At 59.1% G+C, this 17,575-nt stretch carries 18 protein-coding genes; 14 read left to right on the top strand and 4 right to left on the bottom strand.

The features are described 5' to 3' along the window. The first annotated feature begins 314 nt into the window (after window positions 1-314). Window positions 315-1,010 carry a hypothetical protein gene (locus EYB53_RS02315; RefSeq protein ID WP_135476322.1) on the top strand — a complete coding sequence of 232 codons (696 nt, stop codon included), beginning with the start codon at window positions 315-317 and terminating at the stop codon, window positions 1,008-1,010. Window positions 1,011-1,123: 113 nt separating this feature from the next. Here the strand turns inward: EYB53_RS02315 and EYB53_RS02310 are convergent, their stop codons facing one another. Continuing rightward, window positions 1,124-1,510, bottom strand: a complete 387-nt coding sequence (locus EYB53_RS02310; protein WP_135476320.1) for a lasso peptide biosynthesis PqqD family chaperone — start codon at window positions 1,508-1,510, stop codon at window positions 1,124-1,126. Next, window positions 1,492-1,749, bottom strand: coding sequence for a sulfotransferase domain-containing protein (locus tag EYB53_RS26540; protein ID WP_167857221.1), 258 nt, complete (start codon window positions 1,747-1,749; stop codon window positions 1,492-1,494). Before EYB53_RS26540 ends, EYB53_RS02310 begins: the two co-directional genes overlap by 19 nt. 165 nt (window positions 1,750-1,914) lie before the next feature. Between EYB53_RS26540 and EYB53_RS02300 the strand changes: the two genes are divergently transcribed. From EYB53_RS02300 to EYB53_RS02275, 6 genes are all read left to right on the top strand, one after another. After that, a complete protein-coding gene (locus tag EYB53_RS02300; RefSeq protein ID WP_167857220.1) occupies window positions 1,915-2,067 on the top strand; it encodes a hypothetical protein in 153 nt (50 codons plus the stop codon). A 305-nt stretch (window positions 2,068-2,372) separates the two neighbouring features. After that, a complete protein-coding gene (locus EYB53_RS02295) occupies window positions 2,373-2,876 on the top strand; it encodes a MarR family winged helix-turn-helix transcriptional regulator (protein WP_135476318.1) in 504 nt (167 codons plus the stop codon). Next, window positions 2,873-4,762 carry an ABC transporter ATP-binding protein gene (locus tag EYB53_RS02290; RefSeq protein ID WP_135476315.1) on the top strand — a complete coding sequence of 630 codons (1,890 nt, stop codon included), beginning with the start codon at window positions 2,873-2,875 and terminating at the stop codon, window positions 4,760-4,762. The genes EYB53_RS02295 and EYB53_RS02290 overlap by 4 nt, the downstream gene beginning before the upstream one ends. Before the next feature lie 15 nt (window positions 4,763-4,777). After that, window positions 4,778-7,249 (top strand): endopeptidase La, encoded by a 2,472-nt coding sequence (gene lon, locus EYB53_RS02285; protein WP_135476313.1) that lies wholly within the window; start codon window positions 4,778-4,780, stop codon window positions 7,247-7,249. A gap of 134 nt (window positions 7,250-7,383) precedes the next feature. Further along, window positions 7,384-8,238, top strand: coding sequence for an SDR family oxidoreductase (locus EYB53_RS02280; protein WP_135476311.1), 855 nt, complete (start codon window positions 7,384-7,386; stop codon window positions 8,236-8,238). A 98-nt stretch (window positions 8,239-8,336) separates the two neighbouring features. Beyond that, window positions 8,337-8,618, top strand: coding sequence for a PspC domain-containing protein (locus EYB53_RS02275; protein ID WP_135476309.1), 282 nt, complete (start codon window positions 8,337-8,339; stop codon window positions 8,616-8,618). A 64-nt stretch (window positions 8,619-8,682) separates the two neighbouring features. On the opposite strand, the gene EYB53_RS02270 is transcribed toward EYB53_RS02275, so the two are convergent. Next, entirely contained in the window at window positions 8,683-8,982 is a 300-nt protein-coding gene (locus EYB53_RS02270; RefSeq protein ID WP_135476307.1) for a DUF507 family protein, read from the bottom strand. A gap of 251 nt (window positions 8,983-9,233) precedes the next feature. Between EYB53_RS02270 and EYB53_RS02265 the strand changes: the two genes are divergently transcribed. From EYB53_RS02265 to EYB53_RS02240, 6 genes are all read left to right on the top strand, one after another. Continuing rightward, window positions 9,234-10,118, top strand: coding sequence for an AAA family ATPase (locus EYB53_RS02265; RefSeq protein ID WP_135476341.1), 885 nt, complete (start codon window positions 9,234-9,236; stop codon window positions 10,116-10,118). Between the two features lie 51 nt (window positions 10,119-10,169). Then, a complete protein-coding gene (locus EYB53_RS02260; protein WP_135476305.1) occupies window positions 10,170-10,766 on the top strand; it encodes a 1-acyl-sn-glycerol-3-phosphate acyltransferase in 597 nt (198 codons plus the stop codon). A gap of 106 nt (window positions 10,767-10,872) precedes the next feature. Continuing rightward, window positions 10,873-12,066 (top strand): ROK family protein, encoded by a 1,194-nt coding sequence (locus tag EYB53_RS02255; protein ID WP_135476303.1) that lies wholly within the window; start codon window positions 10,873-10,875, stop codon window positions 12,064-12,066. 23 nt (window positions 12,067-12,089) lie between these two features. Beyond that, window positions 12,090-13,256 carry an AGE family epimerase/isomerase gene (locus EYB53_RS02250; RefSeq protein WP_254150839.1) on the top strand — a complete coding sequence of 389 codons (1,167 nt, stop codon included), beginning with the start codon at window positions 12,090-12,092 and terminating at the stop codon, window positions 13,254-13,256. A 137-nt stretch (window positions 13,257-13,393) separates the two neighbouring features. Continuing rightward, window positions 13,394-14,932, top strand: a complete 1,539-nt coding sequence (locus EYB53_RS02245) for a DUF4127 family protein (RefSeq protein WP_135476301.1) — start codon at window positions 13,394-13,396, stop codon at window positions 14,930-14,932. A gap of 174 nt (window positions 14,933-15,106) precedes the next feature. Beyond that, window positions 15,107-16,507 carry an ABC transporter substrate-binding protein gene (locus EYB53_RS02240; protein ID WP_135476299.1) on the top strand — a complete coding sequence of 467 codons (1,401 nt, stop codon included), beginning with the start codon at window positions 15,107-15,109 and terminating at the stop codon, window positions 16,505-16,507. Window positions 16,508-16,516: 9 nt separating this feature from the next. Here the strand turns inward: EYB53_RS02240 and EYB53_RS02235 are convergent, their stop codons facing one another. Continuing rightward, entirely contained in the window at window positions 16,517-16,690 is a 174-nt protein-coding gene (locus EYB53_RS02235; RefSeq protein WP_209949570.1) for a hypothetical protein, read from the bottom strand. Here EYB53_RS02235 and EYB53_RS02230 point away from each other — a divergent pair. Continuing rightward, a complete protein-coding gene (locus EYB53_RS02230; protein WP_135476297.1) occupies window positions 16,689-17,567 on the top strand; it encodes a carbohydrate ABC transporter permease in 879 nt (292 codons plus the stop codon). The genes EYB53_RS02235 and EYB53_RS02230 overlap by 2 nt on opposite strands. The last annotated feature ends 8 nt before the right edge of the window (window positions 17,568-17,575 follow it).

The following is a 17,575-nucleotide window of genomic DNA, read 5'->3' as shown; positions in this document are numbered from 1 at the left end:
ACGAACGTCATGACGCTCCCTCGGCCCGTGAATAAAAAAACCTACCCCCAAAAGGTGCCCCACCCCGGTACGGGCACCCCTTGCGGGTGCCCCACCCCGGTACGGGCACCCGCAAGGGGTGCCCCTACACCGGGCCCGCCCCCACCCCGGTACGGGCACCCCTTGCGGGTGCCCCGTTGTATCCGGTTTCGTATGATGCAATCGCCCTGGTGCTACGCCGCTTGGCTCTTTCTCTTTTGTCGCTTCTCTGGCATAATCAAGGCTAGCGCGCCACCAGCCTGCGTGGCTCTGGCAAGAACAGAACGGAGCAAGCGATGCACACGCCTCACGACACCACTGCACGACCCTATATCGCGGTAATCGACCATGTGCAGGAAGTGCTACTTTACGGGAGTGCCGACCTTGCCTATTGGCAGCACCGTCTGGCTCCCGTAGGATTGGCCCCAACCCCGCACGCTGACCGGGCCTCACTGGTACTGGCGGCCCCCGCGCTACGCTGGGCCGGCATTCCCTTTCGCGAGCTCACGCTGGGGGTCTTTGTCGGCGAGGGGCTAACCGGTACGTCGCCGAGCGGGCTCTACCTTGCCAGCGCCTACAACTCGTCACGCCTGCTGGCCTGGCTCGAGCGTCAGTTCTTTCAAACCCCCTACACCCACCGGTCAATCGCGGTCACCGCAACCAACCCTGCAACAATCACAATCTCCCATGACAAAACCTTGGTGCTGTGTGCGCTGATGAGGCCAGCGGCCCATCCACTCTGGCAGCGGGACGAACTCTGGACAGGGTCGATCATCCTGCCCGGCCCCGGCTCGGGCTGGTTCCGCGCCCGTCTTGGTGGCCCAACCACCGCCTACCGGTTTGACCCGGCGGCTGACACCTTCACGCTTGATGCTGGCGACCCGTTATCCCGTTTGCTCGCCGAGTCACAGTTCACCCCGGACGAGTGGCACCTGCGCACCGATGCGCACCACGCTCGTTCGCGCACGTACCGCTTGCCAGTGGCAAGGTGAACGGAACGGCGGCGCCCTGTCGGGGCATAGAACATGTGGTCGCAACCGGTATGATCACCGCGCCTGTCCTCCCGTGGGCATGAAGCATGGTGCCTTTGGGTCAAAACACCCGTTTACCCCAGCAAGCCGTTGTGCGCCATATCGTTGAGCTGCGCCAACACGTCGGCCTCGCAGGTGGCCGGATCGACCTCGTATTGCTGCATCAACTGGGCGCAGAGATCGGCGACGGTCACTGGCTCGGCGATGCGGTTCCAGATGTCTGTGCCGATCTGATCCAGGCTGTAATACACGCCCCGCTCGATGTCCATCATCACGAGTTCATTGTCTACCGTGCTGGCCATGACATCGCTGGAACGGACGACGGTCGAATGTAACGTAATCTCACTCTCTGGGAAGAGTCGGGCATAGTCAAAAATCGTTCCATCGCAGCACAACCCACAACGCACGCAGAGACTCTGGGCCGGGGAGGTGACCTGCGGCGTCAATGTAGCGTTGTCCATTCCAAATACCCCAGGCGGGCCATGACTGGCCCATACTCCGCTTCAATCCGTTTGATCTGGGCGGGCGTTAACTCCTCCCGCCAATTGTCCGCCTTACCCTTGCGGAAGAATCGTTCGGCAGAACTGGGCCGCTCTCGAAAGCAGGTGGCTTCCTCTTGAGCTTGCAAATGGGCATGTTTTTGATAAAGTAAAAAAGGGAGCCACCTAAGCCCCAGAATGATCAAGGAAATGGGGGCCACCGAATAAATATGCTGCTACTCTTCGGGGAGATACGCTTGCCCTGAACAGAGTGGAGCAGGAGATGTTGTCGGTGGAACAATGCGGAAGCTATTCGACGGGCCTCCTACGTCGACAAGAAGCGTATTCGTCAGATCGCTCGTGAGCTCTGCTGCTCACGCAAGACGGTGAGGAAGGCGCTGGATTCGGCGACGCCAGCGGCCTACACCCGCACGGTGCCCTATGCGGCGCCGACGCTTGGTCCCTTCAAGGCGGGCCTGGCCGAGTTGCTGGCTGAGCGTGAGCAGATTACGCAGATTACGCAGATGCGGAAGCCCTAATCTGCGGATGCTATCTAACCCTACCGGGACTTTGCATCAGCCCTAACGACAGGCTTAGGGCGATTGCATCTTCCGTGTATGCACCCCGCCAAGGCACCCGCAAGGGCACCCGCAAGGGGTGCCCGTACACCGGATTCGGCCCCCGCCCCGGTACGGGCACCCCTTGCGGGTGCCCCGTTGTATCCGGTTTCGTATGATGCAATCGCCCTAACGACAGGCTGCGTTGCTCTTGCGGGTATACTTAAGGAGTGATATACTAAATGTTGTTGATTATCTAGAGGGTCGAGGAATAGTCAGGATAGCCCATGACCCAGGTCCATCGTGAGCAGCATGCGGAAGGTGAACGGACGCCGTTTGATGAGATTGAACGCTCGCTGATGCAGATCAGCTGGCTGGCCCAGCGCCAGTTTATGCAGTTGCTCGATGACGAGCGCTTTCGGTTGACGGTGCCGCAGTTTTATACGGTGCTCCACCTTGAACAGCTTGCCGAGGCTTGTAAAATGTCTGATCTTGCCGAGGCTACGCATCAGTCAGCTGCTTCGTTGACTGGGGTCGTTGACCGGCTCGATGAAAAACAGTTAATTGAACGGGTGCGCGATGCAAAAGATCGTCGCCAGGTGATGGTGGCAGTGACCACCTATGGGCGTGAGCTTGTCGCAGAGATCAAGCAGGCCCGTCGTGAACAGATGCAAATGGCGCTCGCTCACCTTGCTGAAACTGAAATTGAGGCATTGATGTTATTGCTTGATCGAGTTTTGTCGGGGATGGCGCGTACCCTCGAACGTGCTGAGGGTGGTCGTCTCGCATGAAACGCTCACTTCCGGTTGCTCGTCGCGCTAGCGACGCTCGCCCGGCTGATCCGCCACGCCAACGTGTTGCGTTGGCTGCGCTATCAGGCGTAAGCTGGCGGCGTTTGCTGGGTTATGTCGCTCCTTACCGCTGGTGGATGGTACTTGCCCTCGTGGCAATGCTCATTGCGACTGGCGTTGGCCTCATTTTGCCGCTCGCAGTTGGTCAGTTGATCAATGCGATTGTCGCCGACGGCTTTGCGTTTAACCTGAATCAGGTTGCCATCTTGCTGGTGGTCGTGGTGTTGGTGCAGTCCTTGTTTACGCTGGTGCAGAGTTATACGCTTTCGTTTGTGGGTGAACGCGTGGTGAGCGATCTGCGGATCCAGACCTATACCCATTTGCAGAGCCTGTCGCTCGGGTTTTTCAATGGCCGTCGCACTGGCGAGATCACGAGCCGGGTGACGAATGATGTCACCCTGATTCAGACGACCGTGACGACGAATCTGGCCACCCTGCTTGGGTCGGTTGTCCAGTTTGTTGGGGCGCTGATTCTGATGCTCATGGTCTCGTGGCAATTGACGGGTCTGGCGTTGCTGCTGGTGCCTGCCATTACGCTGCTGGCGATCTTCTTTGGCCGCAAGCTCCGGAGGCTCTCGACGTCGGTGCAGGATCGCCTTGCCGATGCGTCGAGTGTGCTGGAAGAGACGGTCGCGGGGGTGCGGGTGGTGAAGTCGTTTGCTCGCGAACCGTATGAGATTGGGCGCTTTACCGAGGCGATCGAGACGACCTTTCAGACTGCGATGAGCCGTGCGCGCGTGCGCGCAACCTTTGAACCGTTGATTGGCTTTGCGGCTTGGGGCACCCTGGTGCTGGTGCTCTGGTCTGGGGGCCGGTTGGTGCTGGAGGGAAGTTTGCTGCCGGGCGATCTGGTGACGTTTCTGCTCTATGCCGGGGCGATCAGCGGCACGCTGGCCTCATTCTCCGGTCTCTTTAGCCAGCTTCAACAGGCGCTTGGGGCAGTCGCACGGGTCTTTGAATTGCTCGATACGCCCCCCGAGATCACCGACCGGCCTGATGCCGTGGTGCTGTCGACGCTTGCTGGCCGGGTGACCTTCGATGACGTTACTTTTGCCTATCCGAGCGAGGCCCCGTCTGATGACGCGCAAGCCCCGCCCCCTGCGGCGCCGGCGGTGCTCAAAGCCTTCAGCCTGGATGTGCATCCTGGCGAAGTGGTGGCCCTGGTTGGCCCGAGTGGGGCTGGCAAGAGCACGATCGCGAGTCTGGTGCCCCGCTTTTATGATATCCAACAGGGGAGCGTGCGGATTGATGACTATGATGTTCGCGACGTGACATTGCAGAGTCTGCGTGCGCAGATCGGCATTGTTCCACAGGAAACTCAGCTGTTCAATGGAACCATTGCCGAAAATATTCGGTATGGGCGGCTTGAAGCGAGCCAGGAGGAACTGGAGGCGGCTGCACGGGCGGCAAATGCGCACGAGTTTATTGAGCAGTTGCCTCAGGGGTATGCCACTCCTGTTGGGGAACGTGGGGTGAAGCTCTCGGGTGGGCAGCGCCAGCGTGTGGCGATTGCCCGGGCGATCCTCAAAGATTCACGCATTCTTATTCTTGATGAAGCAACGAGCGCCCTTGATAGTGCGAGTGAGCGTCTTGTGCAAGAGGCCCTTGAGCGCTTGATGCATGGGCGAACGAGTCTGATTATTGCCCATCGTCTCAGTACGATTAAACGTGCCGACCGCATTGCGGTGATTGTCGCCGGTGAGCTTGTCGAACTAGGCAGCCATGCCGAACTGGTGGCTCAGGGCGGGCTTTATGCCCGACTCTATGCCTTGCAGTTTCGCCCCGAAGACCAGGAATTGTTACCGTTGCTCGCTGAATTGACCTAAAAGTGAGGAGAATTGATGTCTACCAACAAACGTCGTGCTTCCGTTGAGCCCACTACGATCCCTGAAGAGGCGCTTCCTGGCATATTGCAACCAGATGAGCCGCTCCTCGAAGGGCGGGATCTGCCTCTGGTTGTGTTGGGCGAAATGGTCATTATGCCTCATATGACGATCCCGCTGCAGGTTCCCCCTGGCAAATCGTATCGGGCGATGGAACAGGCCTGGCAAGAGGATCACCACGAGGTGTTGCTGATCTTTGTCCGTGAATATGAGCTTGATGGCTACAAGAGTTCAAATCCGCAGAAATTGCCGCCGATCGGGGTGATTGCGCGGCTCGATGAGTTTGCCAAGTTGCAAGACGGCACCGCGCGCGTGATCCTCGAGGGGTTGCACCGTGCCGAGATCCAGGGGTCGCTTCAGATCACACCCTTTTACCGGGTGCGCTGTATCCCTGTCTTTGATCCCGAAACGGGGGGCATGGAAGTTCACGCCCTGATGGATACGGTCAAGCAACAGGTTGATGAGTTTGTTGATCACCTTGGTGAGGTGCCGCAAGAGGCGGTGCAGTTTGTCCATCGCATTGATCGTGCCGGGCATCTGGCCGATATTGTCACCTGGGGGCCTGCCTTTGATTTCAAAGACCGTCTTGAGGTGTTGAATACGCTCGATCCGGTCGAACGCTTGCGCAAAGCCCACTTTGTGCTGGCCCGCCAGCTCGAGTTGCTCAAGCTGCGCGCCAAGATCCAGCAAGACACCAAAGAGGTGCTCGATCAGAGCCAGCGCGAATATTTTCTGCGTGAGCAGATGCGCGTTATTCGGCGTGAACTCGGTGAAGACGATGATAGCGACGATCCCATTGATGAGTTGCGCCGCAAGATCAATGAAATGGAAGCCCCTGAGTACGTGAAGAGTCAGGCGCTCCACGAGGTGAAGCGGCTGGCGCAACAGGGCATGAATAGCCCGGAAGCCGGGGTGATCCGGACGTACCTTGACTGGTTGACCAATTTGCCGTGGGGCGAAGAGCCGCATGGTGAGATTAGCATTATCGAGGCGCAGAAGGTGCTTGATGAGGATCACTATGGCCTCGAAAAGGTCAAAGAGCGCATCCTTGAGTATCTGGCCGTGCGCAAGCTCGCTGGCAACAAGATGCGTAGTCCGATCCTCTGTTTTGTTGGCCCTCCCGGGGTTGGCAAAACGAGCCTCGGGCGCAGTGTTGCGCGGGCGCTTGATCGCCAGTTTATCCGCACGAGCCTCGGTGGTGTGCGCGATGAGGCCGAGATCCGTGGGCACCGCCGTACGTATATTGGGGCGATGCCGGGCCGCATCATCCAGGGCATCAAGTCGGTCAAGTCGAACAGCCCGGTCTATGTGCTCGACGAAGTGGATAAGGTTGGCACCGATTTCCGTGGCGATCCGACGTCAGCGTTGCTCGAGGTACTTGACCCTGAGCAGAATAGTACGTTTTCGGATCATTATCTTGAAATACCTTTTGATCTGAGCAAAGTCATCTTCATTGCGACGGCCAACCAACTTGAGCCAATCCCTGGCCCGTTACGTGATCGGATGGAGATTATCGAGATCGGGGGGTACACCGAAGACGAGAAACTCGAAATTGCGCGGGGCTTCCTTATTCCCAAGCAGCGCGAGTTTCACGGTCTCGAAGCCGAACAACTGACGATCAGCAGCGACGCGGTGATCAAGCTCATCCGGGAGTATACCCGCGAAGCCGGGGTGCGTAACCTTGAACGTGAAATCGCCAGTCTCTGCCGCAAAGTTGCCCGCAAGGTCGCTGCGGCGAGCGAGCCTGGGACAGAAGGCGGGCCAACATCTTTTGCTATCGACGAGAGTGATGTTGCCACCTATCTTGGCCCCGAGCGTTTCACCTTTGGGCTTGCCGAAGAGCGGGACGAAATTGGGGTCGCAACGGGCGTCGCCTGGACAACCGCCGGCGGCGATATCCTCAGCATCGAGGTTTTGCCGGTCAAAGGCAAAGGCGGCTTGCAACTGACCGGGCAACTCGGCGATGTGATGAAAGAGAGTGCGCAGGCCGCAGTAAGCTATGTGCGCTATCGAGCGACCGAGCTTGGCATCGATCCAAACTACTTTGAAGAGCACAATATTCACATCCATATTCCCGAGGGAGCCGTACCGAAGGATGGACCTTCGGCGGGGATCACCCTGACCACCGCGCTGATCAGCGCGATGACGGGCAAACCCGTTCGCCGTGACGTCGCCATGACCGGCGAAGTCACCTTGCGGGGCAAAGTCCTGGGCATTGGGGGCTTGAAAGAAAAGACCCTCGCGGCGCATCGAGCTGGCATTCGCACCTTCATTCTGCCCAAAGAGAATGCCAAAGACATCATTGACCTCCCGGCGAAAGTACGGAACGACCTGACCCTGATCCCGGTTTCGTCAATGGATGAAGTGTTGAAGATTGCGCTGGCTAGTGCGAGCAGCGACGTGCCAGCCGTGGCGGTTCCTGTTGCGTAAGAAGTTTGGGAAATACATAGTCTGATGATTTGACGCAAAGGCGCAAAGGCGCAAAGGGCGTTTGCGTCCCTGGGAGGTGGCGGCGCAGCCGCCACTAACCCGTCTCTAGCAGAAATAAAAAAAGGAAAACATCCATGGAAAATAAAATCACCCTGATTACAGGGGCCAGTTCCGGCATTGGCCGGGTGACGGCCCGCGAACTTGCCCGCATGGGCGCGACGGTTGTGCTGCTCGGACGGAATCGTGAGCGCACCGAGGCTGCCCGTGATGCGATCATTGCGGAAACTGGGAATGAGAAGGTTGACTTTATCCTCGCCGATTTTGCGTCGCTTGAGGCGGTGCGTGCCGCCGCTGATGAGTTCAAGCGCCGTTACCAGCGCCTTGATGTGTTGGTCAATAATGCCGGCCTCTACCTTGACGAGCGCCAGGTCAGCGCTGATGGCTACGAGATGACCTTTGCGGTCAACCATCTGGCGACCTTTTTGCTGACCGACCTGCTGCTGGAGACGCTCAAGGCGAGCGCCCCCTCGCGCATTGTGACGGTCTCGTCGGGAGCGCATATGGGGGGCGGCGTTCGCTTCGATGACCCGCGGGCAATGCGTGGCTACAATGGCTTTCGGGCCTACGCCGACTCGAAACTTGCCAATATTCTCTTTACCTATGAACTTGCCCGCCGACTCGAAGGAACTGGCGTCACGGCCAACTGTCTGCACCCCGGAGCGGTCAACTCGAACTTTGCCGCCGAGACGAAAGGTCTCTTTGGCATCTTCTTCAACCTGGGGCGCATCTTTATGCTGAGCCCTGAACAGGGTGCCGACACCTCGATCTTCCTTGCCTCATCACCCGAGATCGAGGGCGTCACCGGCAAATATTTTGCCAAACGTACCGCGCAGACCAGTTCGCTCACCTCGTATGACCGTGGTGCCCAGACGCGCCTCTGGGAATTGAGCGAAGAACTGGTGCGCAACGATACGCCCATTATGCTCTAAGCTTTGCTGCAACTATCTCCATTGCTCGTCGTCATATGGGCAAGTGAAGAATCGTGACCTTCGTAACGTGAAGGTTATCGTAAGCAAGGAGCGTAATCATGGGAAATCGTCTGGTACGCAGTTCCAGCAATCGTATGCTTGGTGGGGTATGTGGCGGCTTGGCCGGGTATTTCAATATTGATGCCACGATTGTGCGTCTGGTCTTTGTGCTCGCCGTGCTGAGTGGCCTCAGCCCGTTGCTCTATCTGATCCTCTGGATTGTGATGCCTGAGGAGGCCCGTGTGCAGAGCAGTGCGCAGAACACGCTCCAGCCGCCGGTTGATCCGACGGGCGAGTGGCAGTACGACCCCTACACCGGCCAGCCCGTCAAGAAGCAGTAATGTAACATGCTGAGATCACACAAAAAAGCCAGCGTAGCTGGCTTTTTTGTGTGATCTCAGCATGTTAGAGAATATACCCCTTTTTGCGGGCGATTTCCTCTTTGTGTTTGCGAAAGAGGATGTCGCGTTCAGTGCCTTTGATTTCGCGGCTATAGGTGGTGAGCACCTTCTCAACCTCAGCGTCAAGCTCATCTTCGCGGCGCAGATCTTCGACAATGAAATCAAAGATCGCCTTGACGCGGGCGGCGCGTCCGACGCCAGCCTTGCTTCCGGCAAGTTCGCGGTAGATAAGCAGGTTTTCCTGGGCTAGTTCATCATGCAAACGCTCGGCAATCCGGCGCACCTTATCCTCTGATAAGCGCATCGCTCCTCCTTCTTGCTCGTGTCCGGGTGGCCTGACACCCGAACATTATACCATTTCGTGTGTACATTGTCTGGATCGTGTATACTCTCTGCTCAAAAGCCAGCGTAGTTGGTGTTTGAGCAGAGAGCAAGTAGGGGTCGAGCGGCGGGCGCCCGCACCAAGGAGAAAAGAGATTGCAGCAATTGAGTCGTGAGCGTGTGCAGGTGCTCAGTGAACTGATTGACCGTGCGCGAACGAGTGTGGCGCGGGTGATGGTGGGCAAAGAAGAATTGATTGATCGCTTGCTGGTCGCGATGCTCTGTGAGGGCCACGTGTTGCTGGAAGATGTGCCTGGCACGGGCAAGACGACGCTGGCGCGTGCGCTGGCCGCTTCGCTTGGCTGCACGTTTCAGCGCATTCAGTGTACCCCGGATGTGTTGCCTTCGGATATGACCGGGCTTGCGTTTTTTAATCAGAAGATCGGGGAGTTTCAGTTTCGCGAGGGGCCGCTTTTCGCTCAGGTTGTTTTGACTGATGAGATTAATCGGGCGACGCCGCGTACCCAGAGTGCGTTGCTCGAGGCGATGCAAGAGCGGACGGTGACGGTTGATGGGGCAACCCGTCCGTTGCCGCGCCCGTTCCTTGTGCTGGCGACCCAGAATCCGGTTGAACTTGAGGGGACGTTCCCGCTGCCCGAGGCGCAACTCGACCGCTTTTTGCTCAAACTTGAGCCAGGCTATCCGAGCCTTGAGGAGGAAGAAGCGATCCTGGTGCGCTTTGAGCGTACCAATCCGCTGAACGACCTGACGCCGGTGCTCACCGCAGCGGAGGTTCTGCAGATGCAGGCGGATGTGCGCATGGTTGCGGTGACGCCAGAGGTGCGGCGCTACCTGGTTGAACTGGTACGCGCCACCCGCACCCACCCCGAGATCGAGCTCGGGGCTAGTCCCCGTGGTTCGTTGGCGCTCTATCAGACGGCGCAGGCGTATGCGGCGCTGCGTGGGCGCACCTTTGTGTTGCCCGACGATATCAAAGTTATGGCGCCGGTGGTGCTTGGTCATCGGTTGATGCTCACCGCCGAAACACGTCTGCGCCGCCGCAAAAGCAGTGCTTTGATTGCCGAGATCCTTGCACAGATCCCGGTGCCTGTGGAATAATAGACCGCTGATAGATACTGTTCCATCGCTAGAAAGTCACCCGAGGATACAATGCCGTATTCAGCATCATCACCTGGCCGTAAGACGTTGTTCCAGAACTTTTGCATCATCCTGCTCGCGCTCAGGGGATGGCGGGCTGAGCTTGCCGGACCGTTGCCAAAGCAGTGTGTGATCATCGGGGCCCCCCACACGACATGGTTCGATCTGATCCTGACCTTGCTCTTGATGGGGGCCACAGGGGTTCGGTTTCGTTGGATCTCGAAAGCTGAACTCTTTCGCCCACCGCTCGGCTGGCTTTTGCGTGCGCTGGGGGGGATGCCAGTTCTACGTGGGGCACGGGCCAATTTTGTTGTGCAGATGGTGGAGAAATTTGCCCAGTATCCCGACCTGCGGATCGCGATTGTGCCCGAAGGGACGCGCCAGTATATTGATCATTGGAAGACCGGCTTTTACTATATTGCGATGGGTGCCGGGGTTCCTGTTGTGCTCGGGTATGCTGATTACGCCAAGCGTCGGATTGGCCTTGGCCCAATCTGCATGCCGACGGGCGATATTGACGCTGATTTTGCGGTCTACCGCGCCTTTTATGCCCATGTGACCGGTGCTATTCCTGCACGGCAGGGCGAGGTACGACGCGCAAGCGAGTAGGGTGTCTGAACTGAGCACGGCATTTGGGGGGCTTGACAGCCCCCCAAAATATGCTACACTCTTTTGTAAGTTTATTGAACTATCTAAATAGGTTGAGGGCGAAACCGTGGATCCGTTGCTCGAAAAGGCGACCCGCCAGCACACCAAAGAGCACAACAGTCGTCTGTTGTTGCGCACGATCTATGAGTACGGCGCGATTAGCCGGGCTGATCTGGCGCGTCTGACGCAGTTGACGCGGGCGACGGTTTCGGACGCGGTGGGCGAGTTGCTCGAGCGCGGGTTGCTTGAGGAGGTTGGCCACGGGACGGTGGCAATTGGGCGGACGCCGATTTTGCTCAGTGTGGTCGCGGATGCGCGCCAGGTGGCGGCGATCAGTGTGACCAATGAGCGCGTCGTGGGGGCGCTCGTCAATCTGCGCGGTGAGTTGCGTGCCTCTGTGACGCTGGACGTGCCTTCGTGTGACGGTGAAGCCATTCTGGAGACGATCTATGCGGTGGCTGATCAGTTGCGGCGTACGGCGGAACATCCCCTGCTGGGCATCGGCATCAATACGCCGGGTCTGATCGATGTTGAGCGCGGCACGGTGGTGCGGGCCGTTGATTTCGGCTGGGTGGACCTGCCTTTGCGCGCACTGGTGCAAGAGCGCTGTCAGTTGCCGGTCTATCTGGCGAATGATAGCCATAGCCTGGCGCTGGCCGAGTATATGTTTGGGCAGGCTCAGGGCACCCCCGATCTGATTGTGGTCAAGGTTGGCAATGGCATCGGGGCGGGCATTGTGCTCGGTGATCGCCTCTATACGGGTGAAGGCAATGGGGCCGGTGAGATTGGACATCTGGTGGTCGCCGAAGATGGCCCGTTGTGCAAGTGTGGCAATCGGGGTTGCCTGGAGACCGTGGCGAGCAGTGCGGCGATTTTGCGCCAGGCGCGTGAGTTGCGGTTGACCCAGCCATCGGCGCTTTCGGCTGAACCAACGCTTGAGGAGTTGGCCCATCTCGCCGAGGCTGGTGATCCGCTGGCGCGTGCGGTGATTGCCGATGCCGGGCGTTATCTCGGCATTGCGCTGGCGAGTCTGGTGAGCGTGCTGAATATTCGGCGGGTGCTGATTACCGGCCATGTTGCCCCGCTTGGTGAACTGCTGCGCAAGGCGGTTGTGACCAATCTGGCGCGACGTTGCCTGCCGGCGCTTGCCCACGCAACGGTTGTCGAAGTCGTTGCCCTTGGCCCAGACGCGCCGCTGCTCGGCGCGGCAGCGCCACTCTTGACGTTTGAATTGGGGATTGAACGTCTTTTCAGGCCATAACACGTGGATCACAAGCAGAGGCAATGATGCTAGAGGCTTATGCAGAGCGCTACCGGCGCGATCTCGTTGACGCGGTTATTCCTTTCTGGCTCCGCCATGCGCTTGATCACGAGCACGGCGGCTACTTTACCTGTCTCGATCGCGATGGCACCGTCTATGATTCGCGTAAATATATGTGGCTCCAGGGCCGTGCGGTCTGGATGTTCGCCCGGCTCTACCGTGAGTTGGAACCGCGTGACGAGTGGCTGGCGGCGGCGCGGCTCGGGGTGGATTTTATCCGCCGTTATGGGCGCGACGCCGAGGGCCGGATCTTCTTTAGCCTGACGCGCGAGGGCCAGCCCTTCTTTTTTCAGCGCAAGCCGTATGCGGCCGTCTTTGTGCAGATGGGTCTGTTTGAGTATGGGCTGGCGACGGGCGATCCGGCGTGCCTTGATGAGGCTGTGGCGCTCTTTTGGCGCATTGTGGCATGGATCGAGCAGCCGACGCTGCTTGGGCGTCCGGTCTTGCCCGGTCAGGTTGCGGTGAGTCAACTGGCGGATCGGTTGGTGGTAGGCATGATGGCGCTTGAACTTGCTCGCCAGTTTGATGATCCACGCTATGACGAGGTGCTGCGTACGACGGTGGACGGGGTGCTGCGTCACTACGATGCCACGCACCGTGTCTTTCGCGAGGTGGTGGCGCACGACGGTCGTGATCTGACCGCCCTTCCCGAAGGGCGGCTCTTTAGCCCTGGGCACACGATCGAGACGGTCTGGATTCTGCTGCACATGCTCGCCCGCAACCCCGATGCTCAGGCGCAGCAGGTGGCGTTTGCGGCCCTGGCTGGCGCGCTTGAACTGGGCTGGGACGCGCAGTATGACGGCCTCTTCTATTTTATGGATCTCGCGGGCCGCCCGACGCTCCAACTTGAGGCGACGATGAAGCTCTGGTGGCCGCATGCCGAGGCGATCTATGCGCTGGTACTGGCCTATACCCTCACCCGCGAGGCGCACTGGCTGACTTGGCTCGAGCGGGTGGATCGTTATACCTACACCCATTTTGTTGATCCGGTGCATGGCGAGTGGTTTGGGTACTGTGATCGGCGGGGCGATCTGGCGCTGACGAGCAAAGGTGGCAATTACAAGGGCTTTTTCCATGTGCCGCGAGCATTGCTCTTTAGTCTCCAGGCGATCGATCGGGATAAAGGCTAACCCGTGTTGACGCAAAGACGCAAAGTTGCGCAGAGCGATACATCAAACCTTCGCGCCTCTGCGCCTTTGCGTCAAACAACCCGTCTTATTGGGTTTAGCGCACTCCGCCCCGGATGCGCCCAGTCAGTGAGAAATGCATGAAGTTTGGTTTTATTCCCCTTGATGAGCGACCGGCGAATACGCGCTATCCGGTGATGGTGGCGGCCATCGCAGGTGCCGAGGTGCTGCTGCCACCACCGGCGGCGCTGAGTGAGCGACGCAAGCCGGGCGATGCCCAGATGCTGGCGGCATGGCTGACGGCAATGGCTCCGCGGCTTGATGGGCTGATTGTGGCGATCGAGCAACTCGGCTATGGCGGCCTGATCGCCTCGCGCATTTCTGATGAGCCGGTGGCGGTCGTGTTGAACCGTCTCGAAGTCTTGCGGACGGTGCGTTCGCTCGCGCCACGCCTGCCGATCTATGCCTTCAATGTGGTTACACGGGTTTCCAACGCGAATGATGCGGTCGAAGAGCCGGACTACTGGGCCGCGTATGGTGAACGACTCTATGCGCTGTCGCAGTTGCTTGATCGGCACGGGCGTGGCGAGGCGGTTGCCGAGGCGTTGGCGGCAGCCGAGGCAGCGATCCCGGCGACGTACCGGCGCGACCTGCTCGTCCGGCGCCTCCGCAACCATACCGTCAATCTCGCGGCCCTCGGCCTGCTGGAGGATGGCACGCTTGACCTGCTGGTGCTCAGTTCTGACGACACGAGTCCGTCTGGCTTGCCCTCGCGGGAAAAGGGATGGCTGGCGAGCTGGGGCGCATTGTTGGGAAGCCTGGGCGCTTCGCTCCACAAGACCACGGCAACCCCGTCGCTGCTGATGTACCCTGGCGCCGATGAAGTGGGGTCGGTTCTGGTGGCGCGGCTGCTGCATGAGCGTGCCGGGGTGCGACCCGCAGTGACGGTCGCGTATGCGCCGTTGCAAGGGGCCGAGCACGTGGCGGCCTATGAAGATGGCCCGATCCGGCTGACCGTGGCGCGGCAGGTGGCGGCTGCGGGAGCGCATCTGACCGAGGGTGACGCGCCGATCTGGTTGGGGGTGAATGCACCGGTAGCGCGGCGTGCCGAATGGGATGCGGCGCATGCAGCAGAGGAGAAGACCGCACGCCTCCCCGCATTGAACAGGCTTGCTGATGAGGCGGCCTCCCGGCTTGCGGCGGGGCAGGCGGTTGCTATTGCCGATGTCGCCTACCCGAATGGGGCCGACCCGGCGCTGATGGAGGTACTGAGCGAGCGTGTGCCGCTGGCCCAACTGACGGCCTACGGAGCCTGGAATACCGCCGGCAATACCATTGGCACCACGCTGGCGCAGGCCTTTGCCGCCCAATTGATCAGCACGCCTGCCGGGGCGATTGCCCACGAACGGCTACTGCTGCACCGCCTGGTCGAGGATTGGGGCTACCAGCATATGGTGCGGGCCGACGTGCGGGCCTGGCTCACGCAACATACCGGTCACCACGATCCCGTCACCCCGGAGTGGGCCGAGCTAGCGCGGCAACGGAGCGCAGCTGAACTCGCACATTTTCTTGCCGCATTGCCAGGCTTTGCTGAACGCTACCGCCTGAACCAGGCAAGTGTCCGGTTCCCCTGGGGACGAACCTTCGAGCTTGATTTTGACCTGGAAGCCATCGTTTGAACGACCACAGAAAGGGGGTGATGGCCACTCACCACGTACGAAGATCAACCGCCCAGGAACCTCGTGAACGATTCAGTGAACGACATGTTCTGGTCTGCCTGGGATCAAAACGGCCAGCGACCCGCGTTCCCAGTGCAACGTACCGCAGAAACAAGTATGAGGAGCAAGATTCATATGATCCGCAATCGACGCTTTGCGTTAACCATCTTTCTGACCATGTTCGCCATGATCCTGGTTGCCTGTGGCGGAGCCGCCCCGGCGACCCAGGCCCCCGCTGAACCTCAGGTTGTCGTGCAGACCCAGGTTGTTGTGCAGACCGAGGTCGTTGAACAGCAAGTAATTGTCACCCCAACCCCCGGGCCGAACCCCGAGGCCGTGATGGAGGTTGAGGAAGGGGCCACGATCACCTTCTGGACCTTCTTCCTCTCGCCGACGTTCGATGAGTATATTCAGAGCACTATCGCCCGCTTCAACGAAGCCTACCCAGGCGTTACAGTGAAGTGGGAAGATCGTCAGGCCACGCTCCAGGAAGAGTACCGCAACAGCCTGGCGGCGGGCAATGCCCCCGATGTCGTCAACATCCCGACGGGTTGGGTGCAAGAATTTGCCCAGAATGAGCAGTTGCTGAACATGAGCGAAGCGTTGCCCCCAGCCGTGCAGGATCAGTACTTCCCTGATCTGTTCAATCAGACCAATGTTGGTGGTTCGAGCTTCCAGGTGCCCTGGTACCAGGCGGTTGACGCCTATCTCGCCAACACCGACGTACTTGAGAACGCCGGGTATACCATGGACGATCTGCCCACGACCTTCGATGAGCAGAAGCAATTCTGTCTCGACTTCTACGAGGCGAGTGACATCCCGTGTGGCCTGCGCATGCAGACCGGCAACCTGTTGCAGACAATGGCCTACGAGGGCAACGTCGAGGTGATGAACGCCGACGGCACTGCCTTCACCTTCGACTCACCCGAAGCAGTTCAGTGGTTGCAGGACTATGTTGATCTGAACGAGGCCGGGGCGATCCACCGCGACTTGATCCTGTTGAACGACGCCGACGACCGCATTGGCCTCGAGCGTTTCACCGCGGCGCAGATGCCCTTCTATGTAACTGGCCCGCAGCTGATCCGCCTGGTACGCGAGGGCAACCCTGGCCGCTATGGCTACCTGGCGCTGGCCCCGCGGGCGATTGGCCGCTCGGGTGCCTTGCCTCCCGTCTCGATGTCGATTGTCGTCAGCCAGAGCACCCCGTATCCCAAGGCATCCGCAGCGCTGGCGGCCTTCTTCTCGAACCCACAGAGCATGCTCGAATTTTCCAAGCTCGTCGCGATCTACCCCTCGACGCCAGCGAGTTACGAAGATCCCTTCTTCACACAGCAGCCGGTAGCGATCGAGGATCAGATCCGCCCGCTGGCCGAAGGCATTATTTCGCAGCAAAAGAACATTTTGCCCGAAATTCCACGTCCGGCTGAAGTGAACGACATTGTTCGCCAGGCGATTGAGGGGGCGATCTTTGGTGGTGCCGATCCGCAGACCGTGCTGAGCGACGCGGTGCAGCAGGCCAATGGCTTGATTCGGTAGCTTTCGCCTTCATCCCCGCATACACGGGGAAGGATTGTACTTGTGCTGGAAAAAGCCAGCGTCGCTGGCTTTTTCCAGCACAAACTGCCGGGGGTGAGGACATAAGCCCTCAAAAATCGCGCTTATGCTGGCAAAAATGACCAGCATCCCATAGGTTTTAAGGGCGGAAACGAGAAGAATCATGAGCAACACGTTACGCTCGCGCCTGACCCCGTATCTCTTTTTGCTGCCGGCGCTGCTCTTTATGGCGACCTTCACGCTCTATCCGTTGGCGAGCGTCGGCTACCTCAGTTTCACTGAGTACAACATTTTGCGCCCGGCTGAGCCGGTGGGTCTGGCAAATTACCAGCGTCTGCTTGGTGATGGGGTCTTCTGGCTGTCGTTGCGCAACTCGTTCACCTACTTGCTGGTGACGCCGGTGATTATTGTGAGCGCGATTGCGCTGGCGATCATTGTCAATCGCCCCTTGCTAGGCATCGGGGTCTTCCGGGCGCTCTACTATATCCCGGTGATCACGGGGGCGGTGGCGGTTGGCATCGCCTGGCAATTCCTTTTTGACGGAAGTGGCGGACCGATCAATGGCATGCTGCTCTCGGCGGGGGTGATCGAAAAACCGATCATCTTTCTGACCGAGCCAGGCTGGACGTTGCCGATCGCGATGATGATGACGACCTGGATGGGCGTTGGGTACTACATGGTCGTCTTTCTCGCCGGGTTGCAATCGATCCCTGAGGATCTCTACGATGCGGCGCGCATCGACGGATGCAATGAATTTCAGAAGCATTGGCACGTCAGTGTGCCAGGGCTACGCCCATCGATAGTCTTTGTCGCAGTGATTTCGAGTCTCAGTGCGCTCAAGGTTTTCGATGAGATCTATGTGCTCACGAATGGCACGGGCGGTATCCTCAATAGCGGCTCAACAATGGTGTTCTACCTCTGGAAGCAGGCTTTTCGCTTGCAAAATGTTGGCTACGCCTCGGCGATTGCGATGGTCTTGCTGGTGATCACGCTGACCTTCTCGATCATTAATGTGCGGATGCTTGAGCGAGGGGAAAGGTAGGAGGATCT

Origin of the sequence: Candidatus Chloroploca mongolica, assembly GCF_004762035.2 — a bacterium.
Classification (GTDB): domain Bacteria; phylum Chloroflexota; class Chloroflexia; order Chloroflexales; family Chloroflexaceae; genus Chloroploca; species Chloroploca mongolica.
The sequence above is the reverse complement of the archived record's forward strand: the minus strand, read 5'-3'. Positions and strand labels throughout refer to the sequence as shown.

Bases quoted from the DNA above. Each gene is read 5' to 3' on its own strand.
- EYB53_RS02250 (WP_254150839.1), top strand. From the start codon at position 12,090: ATGATGCTAGAGGCTTATGCAGAGCGCTACCGGCGCGATCTCGTTGAC.
- EYB53_RS02315 (WP_135476322.1), top strand. From the start codon at position 315: ATGCACACGCCTCACGACACCACTGCACGACCCTATATCGCGGTAATC.
- EYB53_RS02295 (WP_135476318.1), top strand. From the start codon at position 2,373: ATGACCCAGGTCCATCGTGAGCAGCATGCGGAAGGTGAACGGACGCCG.
- EYB53_RS02290 (WP_135476315.1), top strand. From the start codon at position 2,873: ATGAAACGCTCACTTCCGGTTGCTCGTCGCGCTAGCGACGCTCGCCCG.
- EYB53_RS02280 (WP_135476311.1), top strand. From the start codon at position 7,384: ATGGAAAATAAAATCACCCTGATTACAGGGGCCAGTTCCGGCATTGGC.
- lon (WP_135476313.1), top strand. From the start codon at position 4,778: ATGTCTACCAACAAACGTCGTGCTTCCGTTGAGCCCACTACGATCCCT.
- EYB53_RS02245 (WP_135476301.1), top strand. From the start codon at position 13,394: ATGAAGTTTGGTTTTATTCCCCTTGATGAGCGACCGGCGAATACGCGC.
- EYB53_RS02275 (WP_135476309.1), top strand. From the start codon at position 8,337: ATGGGAAATCGTCTGGTACGCAGTTCCAGCAATCGTATGCTTGGTGGG.
- EYB53_RS02230 (WP_135476297.1), top strand. From the start codon at position 16,689: ATGAGCAACACGTTACGCTCGCGCCTGACCCCGTATCTCTTTTTGCTG.
- EYB53_RS02260 (WP_135476305.1), top strand. From the start codon at position 10,170: ATGCCGTATTCAGCATCATCACCTGGCCGTAAGACGTTGTTCCAGAAC.
- EYB53_RS02240 (WP_135476299.1), top strand. From the start codon at position 15,107: ATGATCCGCAATCGACGCTTTGCGTTAACCATCTTTCTGACCATGTTC.
- EYB53_RS02310 (WP_135476320.1), bottom strand. From the start codon at position 1,510: ATGGACAACGCTACATTGACGCCGCAGGTCACCTCCCCGGCCCAGAGT.
- EYB53_RS02265 (WP_135476341.1), top strand. From the start codon at position 9,234: ATGGTGGGCAAAGAAGAATTGATTGATCGCTTGCTGGTCGCGATGCTC.
- EYB53_RS02270 (WP_135476307.1), bottom strand. From the start codon at position 8,982: ATGCGCTTATCAGAGGATAAGGTGCGCCGGATTGCCGAGCGTTTGCAT.
- EYB53_RS02235 (WP_209949570.1), bottom strand. From the start codon at position 16,690: ATGATTCTTCTCGTTTCCGCCCTTAAAACCTATGGGATGCTGGTCATT.